Origin of the sequence: Allobosea sp., assembly GCF_017308015.1 — a bacterium.
GTDB lineage: Bacteria > Pseudomonadota > Alphaproteobacteria > Rhizobiales > Beijerinckiaceae > Allobosea.
The window spans coordinates 97,126-107,484 of the sequence record NZ_JAFKFW010000018.1 but is presented as its reverse complement, the minus strand read 5'-3'; the positions used below and the strand labels follow the sequence as shown (position 1 = coordinate 107,484).

Sequence of the window (10,359 nt, the reverse complement as noted above, 5' to 3'; positions counted from 1 at the left end):
GCGGAGACGTCGGCGAGCATGTGCTTGCGGCACATGAAATCCATGGCCTGGAGATGGGCGAAGCCCGGGGCCTTGATCTTGCAGCGATAGGGCTTGTTGGTGCCGTCGGAGACCAGATAGACGCCGAATTCGCCCTTCGGGGCTTCGACAGCGGCATAGACCTCGCCGGCAGGCACCTTGTAGCCCTCGGTATAGAGCTTGAAATGGTGGATCAGCGCTTCCATCGAGCGCTTCATCTCGCCGCGCTTGGGCGGCACCATCTTGCCGTCGAGCGAGGAGACCGGGCCGCCGCCATCGGGCGCCAAGAGCTTGTCGCAGCACTGCTTCATGATGCGAACCGACTGGCGCATCTCTTCCATGCGGATGTGATAGCGGTCGTAGCAGTCGCCGTTCTTGCCGACGGGAATGTCGAATTCCATCTCCTCGTAGCACTCGTAAGGCTGCGACTTGCGCAGATCCCAGGGCGCGCCGGAGCCACGCACCATCACCCCCGAGAAACCCCATTTCCAGCAGGTTTCGAGATCGACCACGCCGATATCGACGTTGCGCTGCTTGAAGATGCGGTTGTCGGTGAGCAGGCCTTCGAGGTCGTCGCAGACCTTGAGGAAAGGATCGCACCACTCGGCGATGTCGTGGATCAGCGAGACCGGGATGTCCTGATGCACGCCGCCGGGCCGGACATAGGCCGCGTGCATGCGCGCGCCGCAGGCCCGCTCATAGAAGATCATCAGCTTCTCGCGCTCCTCGAAGCCCCAGAGCGGAGGCGTCAGCGCGCCGACGTCCATCGCCTGCGTGGTGACGTTCAGGAGATGCGACAGGATGCGGCCGATCTCGGAATAGAGCACGCGGATGAGCTGGCCACGGCGCGGCACGCTCACGCCGGCGAGTCGCTCGACCGCGAGCGCGAAGGCATGTTCCTGATTCATCGGCGCGACATAGTCGAGCCGATCGAAATAGGGCACGGCCTGGAGATAGGTCTTGGCCTCGATCAGCTTTTCGGTACCGCGATGCAGCAGGCCGATATGCGGATCGACGCGCTCGACGATCTCGCCGTCGAGCTCCAGCACCAGGCGCAGCACGCCGTGCGCTGCCGGATGCTGCGGGCCGAAATTGATCGAGAAATTGCGGATATTGTGCTCGGTCATGCCGTGCCGCCCTGCTTTGCCGCGACGCGGGCCAGGAACTCGTCCCCGGTCAGCCGTGGCCGCTCGCCGGCAAACGCATAGAGTGCCGGCTTTTCATCGATGAAGATCTCCGCGACGAAGTCGAAGGGCGACGGGTCGTCGAAGCTCTGGAAGGCTACGGCGACATGGCCGTTTCCGCCCTCGCGCAGGCGCCAGAACAGGCTCGACCCGCAGGTCTTGCAGAAGACCCGCTCGCCCCAGTCGGAAGACGGGTAGACGCCGAGCGCCTGCTCGTCCGCCACGGACACGTCAGTGCAAGCCACGGCCATGAAGACGCCGCCGCTCCATTTCCGGCACATGCCGCAATGGCAGACGTCCATCTCCTGCTTCTCGGGCTTCGCGGTGAACCGCACCGCGCCGCAGAGACAGCCGCCGGACAGGGGTTGGTGGCCGGACGCCATCACGCCCCCGTCGCCTTCTCGTCGCCCGGCAGCACGTAATCCGTGCCTTCCCAGGGCGAAAGGAAATCGAAGTTGCGGAATTCCTGGTTGAGCTTGACCGGCTCGTAGACGACGCGCTTCTGCTCGTCGTCGTAGCGGACCTCGACGAAGCCGGTCAGCGGGAAGTCCTTGCGCAGCGGATAGCCCTCGAAGCCGTAATCGGTGAGGATGCGGCGCAGATCCGGATGGCCGGAGAACAGGATGCCGTAGAAATCGTAGGCCTCGCGCTCGAACCAGTTCGCCGCCGGGAAGACATCGACCGCGGAGGGGACGGGCGTCGCCTCGTCGGTCTGCACCTTGACGCGGATGCGGCGGTTATGATGCGGCGCCAGCAAGTGGTAGACGACGTCGAAGCGCTTCTCGCGACCGGGATAGTCGGCGCCGGCAATGTCGGTGAAATTCACGAAGCGGAAGCGCGGATCGCTGTAGAGCGTGCGCAGCACCTCGACGATTGAAGCCGCCTCGGCATGAACAGTCAGCTCCTCGAAGGCGACGACGGCCTGCGTCACCGCGCCGGGGAGCGCCGCCTTGATCTCTTCGCCGAGTTGTACGAGCGCTTCGCTCATCGTCTCACCTTCATCGCCTGCAGCATCGACCGAAAGAGCGCTCAGCGCTCGATCGTGCCGGTGCGGCGGATCTTCTTCTGCAGCAGCAGGACACCGTAAAGCAGCGCCTCTGCCGTCGGAGGGCAGCCCGGAACATAGATGTCGATCGGGACGATGCGGTCGCAGCCGCGGACCACCGAATAGCTGTAGTGGTAGTAGCCGCCACCATTGGCGCAGGAGCCCATCGAGATGACGTAGCGCGGCTCAGGCATCTGGTCGTAGACCTTGCGCAGCGCCGGGGCCATCTTGTTGGTCAGCGTGCCCGCGACGATCATCACGTCGGACTGGCGTGGGCTAGCGCGCGGCGCGAAGCCGAAGCGCTCGACGTCGTAGCGCGGCATCGAGAGCTGCATCATCTCGACGGCGCAGCAGGCCAGGCCAAACGTCATCCACATCAGCGAGCCGGTGCGGGCCCAGTTGATCAGATCGTCGGTCGCGGTGACGAGGAAGCCCTTGTCGGCCAGCTCGTTGTTGATCTCGACGAAGAACGGATCACGCGCCCCCAACGGCTTACCGTCGGGACCGAGCAAACCCCTCGGCGCCTGCGCGAAGAGCGGATCACCACGATCGATCGCTGTGACTGCCATGACCTATCCCTTGTGAACCTTTGCCTGCCGGATCGAATGCGGAGCGCCGCCTCGCAACCCGACAGTCAGTCCCACTCCAGCGCGCCCTTGCGCCACTCGTAGATGAAACCCACGGTGAGCACGCCGAGAAAGACCATCATCGACCAGAAACCATACCAGCCGAGCCCGCCAAAGGCGACGGCCCAGGGGAACAGGAACGCGACCTCAAGATCGAAGATGATGAAGAGAATCGCGACCAGATAGAACCGGACGTCGAACTTCATGCGGGCGTCGTCGAAGGCGTTGAAGCCGCATTCATAGGCCGAGAGCTTTTCCGCATCCGGCTTGGAATAGGCGATCGCGAAGGGCGCGATCAGCAGGGCCAGGCCGATGACCGCCGAGACGCCGATGAACAGCACCAGCGGCAGATAATCGCTCAGAATGGAAGGCACCGAGGCAGCTTGCATGGTCGAACTCATTTCAGACGGCCGTGGCGCGGCTCGCTGTCCCAGTCGCTTAGACCCTCGATTAGAATGAAGCAAGACTCCGCCGCGCCGCACAATCGCCGTATCTGGGTTGAACCCAGCGCAGAATACGGCAAAATCCGGTCACGTCCCGCCATCGCCCTGCGCAGCAGTGGCGAAAATCCGGCAAAACCGCCCGCTTTCGATCTCGGGAACGGCAATCATCCGTTCACCGCGCCGAATCGTCGCCGGCTGTGCGAGCGCTTCCTTCCGAAAGGCCTTCGATGTTTCGTGATTCCTGCCCTGCTCGTCAGCCCTCCTTTTGCGGACACCTGTCGACGCGATGAGCCGGGCCTGCCTCCCGCACGCGCTGGCCATGCCGGCGCTCGCCCTGCTGCTCTCGACAGCCGCAATCTGCGCCGAGGAGGGCGAGCCGATGCGCGCGCCGCTGCCGCCACAGCGCCCATTCGATCTCGACCTCGAAGGCACGCCGAAGCTGCCCCCGATCGTGGTACCGCCGCCGACGCCACGCGCCTCTGCTGCCGACACCCCGGTGCCGGCCTCCTCGGAGGAAACACCCGCCGCGTCGCCGGCTCCGGAAACGCCGCCCGCCGCGGCCACGCCGCCCAATCCGGGCGAGCCGGATGACGACGAGGGCGTCGAATGGCCGAAGCTGACGCCCGGCCAGAAGGCGGGTGCGGAACCCGATTTCGATCCCAACGAGCGGGCGGAGCGGCCGGGCATCTCGACCGACCCTGGCACCTCGACCGCTTGCCTTCCGCCGGAGCTGAAACAGATTCTCGGCAAGATCGCGGACAAATACGGAGCGGTGAAGGTGACTTCGACCTGGCGGCCGCCCTGGCGTGCCCGGCGCGGCTCCTATCACAAGGGCTGCCAGGCGATGGATTTCCGGGTTCCCGGCGTCAGGCCGCGCGCGGTACTGGAATGGGTGCGTGCCATGCCCGAGGTTGGCGGCAACCATGTCTACTGGAACGGACTGATCCATATCGATACCGGGCCGCGCCGGCCCTGGTAGGACGAGCTGCCGTCTCGCCATCGTCGGCCTGCTCCGCGGGACGACCCGCAACCTTCACTGTTTTCGCCGGGAGTTCATGGCGCATGACGGCTCCGGCGGCGGGTCCCTCGACCTGCACAGCGTGGCAGCATCACATCCCGCGCAGGGCCGCCGCTCCGGCCTCGGCGCTGCGCGCGATCTCAACCAGGAGCAGCGCCATCTCGTCGAAGACGGTGCGGTCGCTCTCGGCCTCGGTCAGGGTGTCGAGATCGCGGAGGAAGGACAGGAGCGCCTCGATCCGGATCTTGTGGTCGCGGGCATCGGCGAGGCGTCGCCGCGCCTCCCGCCGCCGCTCCAACTGGTCGAACCGGTCGAGCGCGCCGTCCAGCGTCTCGCGGCAGGCGCAATCGAGTCCCTCGGGCTGGAGCACGCGCCGCAGCCGGCCGATCAGATCGCTTGCCGACGTAGTCCGGCCGGCCTCGTGCTGCGAGGCATCGTCGTAGCTGGCGCCCATCTCCGCCTCCCCTGCGTTCGGCCCCCGGCTGCCCCGAACCGCGGCTCAGACGCTCTTGCGGACGTGCTGATGCCCCGGAACGGCATGCAGAAAGCCGTTGGCCAGCGGTACATCCGGATAGATCGCGCCGAGCCGGCATTCTGCCTCCTCCGCATCCAGCCGCCCGTCGGCAACCTCCCGGAACAGCCCGGCGACGGCGACCATGTCGCAATCCTGCGGCGAGAGTCTGAGTGCTGCAACGCCGGCCTCGCGCAAGGCCGGAATATCGCCGAGCAGGCTGGCGCAACCATGCGACAGGGTCTGCACGCCGTTGATCGAGAGAAAGCCGGCGCCGTCCAGCGTGGCGACCGGCATGCCGTCCGGGTCCTGTTCGCAGACGAAGCGGCAGTTATCCTTGCTGAGCTTGTGCGCGCGGGCATGGTAACAGCGCGCCGAGATCGCCAGCGGCAGCCTGCCGAACGCGAAGACCTCGATCGTGACCCGGGGCAGCGCGGCGGCGATCGACGTAACCGCCGGCAATGGCAATTCAGGCGGAAGGCAGATGCGGCTGGCGCCGCGCCCGGCGAGGAAACCCGCTGCCGCCTCGTTGTAGACATTCACGAAGGGCCCGACCGAGAACGCTCGTTCGCCGAGCGAAGCGAGGCAGGTCAGGTCGTTGATCTCGACCTCCGCCTCGGCGGCCTGCATCAGTTCACGGGTCTGGCGGCGCTCGCGCGGCAGCGAAACCAGGATCAGCGAGGCATGCAGGACCCGCTTGCCTGCCGCCTCCAGCCGCTCGACCACGGCGGGGATGTGATCCTGCTTGAAGGGCGTGCGCTTGGAGCAGACGGCCTCGCCGACCACGACCGTGTCGACCGGCGCCTCGTCGGCGATCCTGAAATAGAAATCGCGCCAGCGTTCCGGCTGCCAATGATAGAGCACGGGACCAAGAGTAAGCTGCATCGTCGTCAATCCCTCAGCGCCAGCCCTTGCGATAGGCGCCGACCGTGCTCGCCTGCCCTTCCGCCATGGCGGCGAGGCCGGGAGTCTGCACCTGGCGCCCTTCGTCAAGCGCGGCGAGGATGCCGCGGAAGGAGCGGACGACGCCCGCGATATAGGCGCGCCCGCGCTGGCGGCCCTCGATCTTGAGTGCGGTGACGCCCGCTTCGCGCAGGGCCGGCAGCATCACCGCGGCATCGAGGCTGACCGGCTCCTCGAAGAGGTAGCCGGAGCTTTTTGGCGAGGCGAAGCGGCCCTTGCACAGGGTCGGATAGCCGGCCGGCTCGCCCTTGCCGAAGCTGTTGATAGTGAAGCCACCGAGCGTCGAGGTGATGCGTCCGTCGCGCTCGGCATAGGCGACATGGCTCGCCGGCGAGCAGACGCCGTTCATGTTCGGTGACTGGCCGGTGGCATAGGAGGAGAGCGAGCAGCGCCCCTCCTCCATCACGCAGAGTCCGCCGAAGACGAAGACCTCGGTCTCGCAGGCGCTTTCACGCGCGATCGAGGCGATCTCCATCACGTTGAGCACGCGCGGCAGCACGACCCGCCGGGCGCCGAAACTCTCGGCGTAGAAGCGGATCGCATCGGGATTGGCGGCGCCGGCCTGGACCGAGACATGCAGCCTCTGCGCCGGATGGCGGCGCGCGGCATAGTCGAGCGTCGCGAGATCGGCCAGGATCAGGGCGTCGGCCCCGGCGGCGGCGGCGGCGTCGATCGCCGCCTGCCAGAGCCCGAAGGAACCGGCGCGCGCGAAGGTGTTGATCGCGACCAGCACCTTGACGCCGTGGCGATGGGCGAAGGCGATGCCCTTCTTCAGTTCCTCGCGCGAAAAATTCAGGCCAGGAAAGTTGCGGGCGTTGGTCTCGTCGCGAAAGCCGCAATAAACCGCATCTGCTCCCGCCTCGACGGCGGCTTCGAGGCTCGCCGGGGTTCCGGCCGGGCAGATCAGTTCCACGAAGAGCCTCCCGCGACGGGCAAAGCCCGCATCCGCTCGCGCACGGCATCGGCGAGGCGCGCCCCCAAAGGCCCGAAGCTGCCGAGCAGAAGCTTGCCGAAATCGATGCGGGCGTCGTCGATGGCGTTGCGCAGAGCGAGCGAGGCCGCGACGTCGCCCTCGACCCGGAGCACACGCGAGAAGAACAGGGCGTCGCCGTCGAGCGTGCCCTCGGCCATGCCGATGAGCCCCGCGAGCGGGCCGTGGATGCTGGCGTCGAGTCCCCCCGGCAAGGTGCGGACGGCCCGCGCCAACGGCCGGGCCGGGCGCGGTTCCAGGACGAAGGCGAAGGGCAGATCGGTCGGATCGATGCCGAAGCGCTTTTCGGCGTGCTCGCCGAGGCGGTCATAAAGCTCCGGATGGGCGCGGCCGATGCGGGCGAGCATCAACGCCAAAGCAGGCTGCAGCGGCGCCAGCGGCAAGGGCGCGACCGCCCGCGACAGCCATGATGGGAGTCGTGGCGGCATCACCCGCAATTCTGTCGTCTCCGCTTCCGGCATCGCTCACCTCCAGCCCGGAAACTAGGCTGGTAGCCGCCGCGCTCGTTGCGCTCGCGCAAAGACGGCGGCGATCGGGGCAGGCCATGGTCCGGCAACCGGAGCCCCTGCCCTTGCCGATCCGCGACCTGCCTCGCTTCCGCGACCTCAACGCCTTTCTCGTCCATCTCGACGCCAACGGGCAGCTCCGGCGGATCGCCGAACCGGTCAGCGTCGTGCACGAAGTCACCGAGATCCATCGCCGCGTCATTGCCGATAACGGGCCGGCGCTATTGTTCGAGCGCCCGTTGCTGCCAGGCGGGACTGTTTCGTCCATCCCGCTCCTGACAAACCTGTTCGGGACGGTCGAACGCGTCGCCTGGGGGTTGGGCGTCGAGCCGGGCAATCTGCCCGCGCTCGGCTGCAAGCTCGCCGAACTGCGCGAGCCGCGGCCGCCGCGCGGATTGACGGAAGCCTGGCAGGCGCTGCCGCTGGCCCGCGCCGCTCTCTCGATGCGCCCGCGCGAATGCCGGCGGGCGCCGGTGCAGGAACTCGTCTTTCGTGGCGAGGCGGTCGACCTGACCACGCTGCCGGTGCAGCTCTGCTGGCCCGGTGAACCCGCCCCGCTGATCACCTGGCCCCTGGTCCTGACCGTGCCGCCCGCGCCTTCCCCCGGAGACGAGAGCAATCTCGGCGTCTACCGGATGCAGGTTCTCGGCCGCGATCGCGCCATCCTGCGCTGGCTGGCCCATCGCGGCGGCGCGCGCCACCATGTGCAATGGCGCCGGCTCGGCCGCGAGATGCCGGTCGCGGTGGTGATCGGCGCCGATCCCGCGACGATCCTCGCAGCCGTGCTGCCCTTGCCGGAGACGGTTCCAGAATTGCGCTTCTCGGGGTTGCTGCGCGGCGAGCGGCCGGTGCTCACACCTTGCGTCAGCGTGCCTCTCATGGTGCCGGCCGAGGCCGAGATCGTGATCGAAGGCCTGGTTTCGCCAGACGAGACCGCACCGGAAGGCCCCTATGGCGACCACACCGGCTTTTACAACTCCGTCGAACCCTTCCCGGTGATGCGGGTCACGGCCGTCACGATGCGGCGGGCGCCGCGCTATCTCTCGACCTTCACCGGCCGCGCGCCTGACGAGCCCTCGCGCATCGGCGAGGCGCTCAACGTGCTGTTCCTGCCATTGCTGCAGCGGCAATTCCCGGAGGTCGCCGATGTCTGGCTGCCGCCGGAGGCCTGCTCCTACCGGATCGCCATCGTCGCCATCGCCAAGCGCTATCCCGGCCAGGCACGGCGCCTGATGCTCGGCCTGTGGTCGCTGCTGCCGCAGTTCAGCTACACCAAGCTCGTCATCGTGGTGGACGACGATATCGACCCGCGCGACTGGGCGCAGGTGATGTGGGCGGTCGCGACGCGCGCCGATGCCAGCCGCGATCTCGTCACGCTCGCGGACACGCCGATCGACTATCTCGACTTCGCCTCGCCGAAGCCGGGCCTCGGCGGCAAGCTCGGGATCGACGCCACCAACAAAATGCCACCCGAGACCGAACGGGAATGGGGGCGGCCGATGGCAATGGACCCGGCCGTCTCCGCCCGGATCGATGCGCTCTGGTCTTCACTGGGGCTGGCGCCTGGCTCGGAGGCGGCGCGATGAGCCGGCCGCTGCGCGTCATCGTGGGGATCAGCGGCGCCTCGGGGGCCGGGATCGGGCTCAGGATACTGGAAAGACTGGCCGAGATGCGGACGATCGAAACGCATCTGGTAATCTCGCCGGCAGCGGAACGGACGCTCGCGACCGAGATCGACCACGGAGCGCCGGCACGGGCACGGAAGCTGGCGGCGCACTGTCACGATCATCGCGATATCGGCGCCAGCATCGCCAGCGGCTCGTTCCGGACGGCTGGGATGATCGTCGCTCCCTGTTCGATGCGCAGCCTCTGCGCCATCGCCTATGGCCAGCTCGGCGATCTTCTGACCCGCGCCGCCGATGTCCAGTTGAAGGAGCGGCGCCGGCTCGTGCTGGTGGCGCGGGAGAGCCCGCTGCATCTCGGCCATCTGCGGGCGATGGCGCAGGTCACGGAATACGGCGCCATCATCGCGCCACCGGTCCCCGCCTTCTACCTGAAGCCGCATGATATCGCGGCGATCATCGACCAGATTGCGCTGCGCGCCATCGGCCTTCTCGGGCTCGACCTCGACGGATTGGCGGCAACGGAATGGCCAGGCGGCGCGGCTGCTGCGGGCGAAGGCCGCGACGATCCAACGAATCGTTCTTAGCGCTCCGGCGCCTGCAAACGCGACGCCCAGCTTTCGACGGCGCGCGTCGCGAGGCGCCGCTCGGCTAGCCGGCGCCAGTTCTCCGGCAGATGCGGCAAGGCGGCCATCGCCGCGAGTTCGTCCCTGTCGAGCGTGTCGACATAAAGCACGCGCCAGAGCCGCTGCAGGGACCAGTCCGGCGTACGGCGATCGAGCAGTTCCAGCGCCGCGCCGGGCGCGACAAGCCCCTCCTCCACGATGCGATAGTACCAGCCCATCCGCCCGCTACGCTGCACGCGCAGTGCCATGTCCGGCTGGTCGAAGCGATGATTCAGCTTCCAGCAGGGCTGGCGGCCCTGCGAGACCTCGATCACCGCACCGCCAAGCCGGAAGACGTCACCGATTGCGATATCGGCCTCGGTCAGGCCGATGGTCGACAGGTTCTCGCCGAAGGCTCCGGCCCGTTCCAGCACATCACGCCGACCGATCTCCTGTCGCCAGGTCGCATAATGCTCGAACGCATAGTGATGAACGGCCTTGTCCGGCCCGCCATGATGACGGCGGTCGCCCTGCCCGTCTCCGAGAAAGCCTTCGCGTCCCAGATGAACCGCGCGGTCGACAGGCGCCTTGGCAATCCCGCTCGGCACCGCATCGGGCCCGAATGGGCGGACGGCTCCGACCAGCAACGCATGCAGCGGCACAGTCATGACGACCGGCAAGCACGCGCTGCCCGCACCAGCAAGCCGGATGCTAGCCCGGCCGATCGGAGACGTGTCATGATCTGCCGTCCTTCTCTGTTGCCTGGAGGGGGAAACGGGGCGGTCCGGCGATGGCAGTCGCCGGGCCGCCTTTTACATGAACCGTAA

At 67.4% G+C, this 10,359-nt stretch carries 13 protein-coding genes; 3 read left to right on the top strand and 10 right to left on the bottom strand.

All coding sequences use genetic code 11. The features are described from left to right. The 5 genes from J0I42_RS15920 to J0I42_RS15900 all read right to left on the bottom strand — a co-directional run. Nucleotides 1-1,145: NADH-quinone oxidoreductase subunit D (locus J0I42_RS15920; protein ID WP_291656133.1), on the bottom strand; the 1,145-nt coding region annotated here is incomplete at its 3' end. Continuing rightward, nucleotides 1,142-1,585, bottom strand: a complete 444-nt coding sequence (locus J0I42_RS15915; protein WP_291656131.1) for a GFA family protein — start codon at nt 1,583-1,585, stop codon at nt 1,142-1,144. The genes J0I42_RS15920 and J0I42_RS15915, both read right to left, overlap by 4 nt. After that, entirely contained in the window at nt 1,585-2,190 is a 606-nt protein-coding gene (locus J0I42_RS15910; protein ID WP_291656130.1) for an NADH-quinone oxidoreductase subunit C, read from the bottom strand. Before J0I42_RS15910 ends, J0I42_RS15915 begins: the two co-directional genes overlap by 1 nt. Nucleotides 2,191-2,231: 41 nt before the next feature. Beyond that, on the bottom strand, nt 2,232-2,816 hold the full coding sequence (locus J0I42_RS15905) for a NuoB/complex I 20 kDa subunit family protein (RefSeq protein ID WP_291656128.1): 585 nt from the start codon (nt 2,814-2,816) through the stop codon (nt 2,232-2,234). A gap of 65 nt (nt 2,817-2,881) precedes the next feature. Further along, nucleotides 2,882-3,262 carry an NADH-quinone oxidoreductase subunit A gene (locus J0I42_RS15900; RefSeq protein WP_465247686.1) on the bottom strand — a complete coding sequence of 127 codons (381 nt, stop codon included), beginning with the start codon at nt 3,260-3,262 and terminating at the stop codon, nt 2,882-2,884. Between the two features lie 340 nt (nt 3,263-3,602). On the opposite strand from J0I42_RS15900, the gene J0I42_RS15895 reads away from it, so the two are divergent. Continuing rightward, entirely contained in the window at nt 3,603-4,295 is a 693-nt protein-coding gene (locus tag J0I42_RS15895) for a YcbK family protein (protein ID WP_291656127.1), read from the top strand. A gap of 130 nt (nt 4,296-4,425) precedes the next feature. Here the strand turns inward: J0I42_RS15895 and J0I42_RS15890 are convergent, their stop codons facing one another. The 4 genes from J0I42_RS15890 to ubiT are packed head-to-tail and all read right to left on the bottom strand — an operon-like array spanning nt 4,426 to nt 7,260. Further along, nucleotides 4,426-4,788, bottom strand: a complete 363-nt coding sequence (locus J0I42_RS15890; RefSeq protein ID WP_291656126.1) for a hypothetical protein — start codon at nt 4,786-4,788, stop codon at nt 4,426-4,428. Between the two features lie 45 nt (nt 4,789-4,833). Further along, a complete protein-coding gene (gene ubiV, locus J0I42_RS15885) occupies nt 4,834-5,730 on the bottom strand; it encodes a ubiquinone anaerobic biosynthesis protein UbiV (protein ID WP_291656125.1) in 897 nt (298 codons plus the stop codon). A 13-nt stretch (nt 5,731-5,743) separates the two neighbouring features. Then, nucleotides 5,744-6,721 carry a ubiquinone anaerobic biosynthesis protein UbiU gene (ubiU, locus tag J0I42_RS15880; protein ID WP_291656124.1) on the bottom strand — a complete coding sequence of 326 codons (978 nt, stop codon included), beginning with the start codon at nt 6,719-6,721 and terminating at the stop codon, nt 5,744-5,746. Next, entirely contained in the window at nt 6,712-7,260 is a 549-nt protein-coding gene (gene ubiT / locus J0I42_RS15875; protein ID WP_291656122.1) for a ubiquinone anaerobic biosynthesis accessory factor UbiT, read from the bottom strand. Before ubiT ends, ubiU begins: the two co-directional genes overlap by 10 nt. Before the next feature lie 83 nt (nt 7,261-7,343). Here ubiT and J0I42_RS15870 point away from each other — a divergent pair, with 83 nt between their 5' ends. Both J0I42_RS15870 and J0I42_RS15865 read left to right on the top strand, forming a co-directional pair. Continuing rightward, nucleotides 7,344-8,891: a UbiD family decarboxylase gene (locus J0I42_RS15870; protein WP_291656120.1), complete on the top strand. Its 1,548-nt coding sequence runs from the start codon at nt 7,344-7,346 to the stop codon at nt 8,889-8,891. Beyond that, nucleotides 8,888-9,514: a UbiX family flavin prenyltransferase gene (locus J0I42_RS15865; RefSeq protein ID WP_291656118.1), complete on the top strand. Its 627-nt coding sequence runs from the start codon at nt 8,888-8,890 to the stop codon at nt 9,512-9,514. The genes J0I42_RS15870 and J0I42_RS15865 overlap by 4 nt, the downstream gene beginning before the upstream one ends. Here the strand turns inward: J0I42_RS15865 and J0I42_RS15860 are convergent. Then, nucleotides 9,511-10,200 (bottom strand): MOSC domain-containing protein, encoded by a 690-nt coding sequence (locus tag J0I42_RS15860; RefSeq protein ID WP_291656116.1) that lies wholly within the window; start codon nt 10,198-10,200, stop codon nt 9,511-9,513. The genes J0I42_RS15865 and J0I42_RS15860 overlap by 4 nt on opposite strands. Nucleotides 10,201-10,359: the final 159 nt, after the last annotated feature.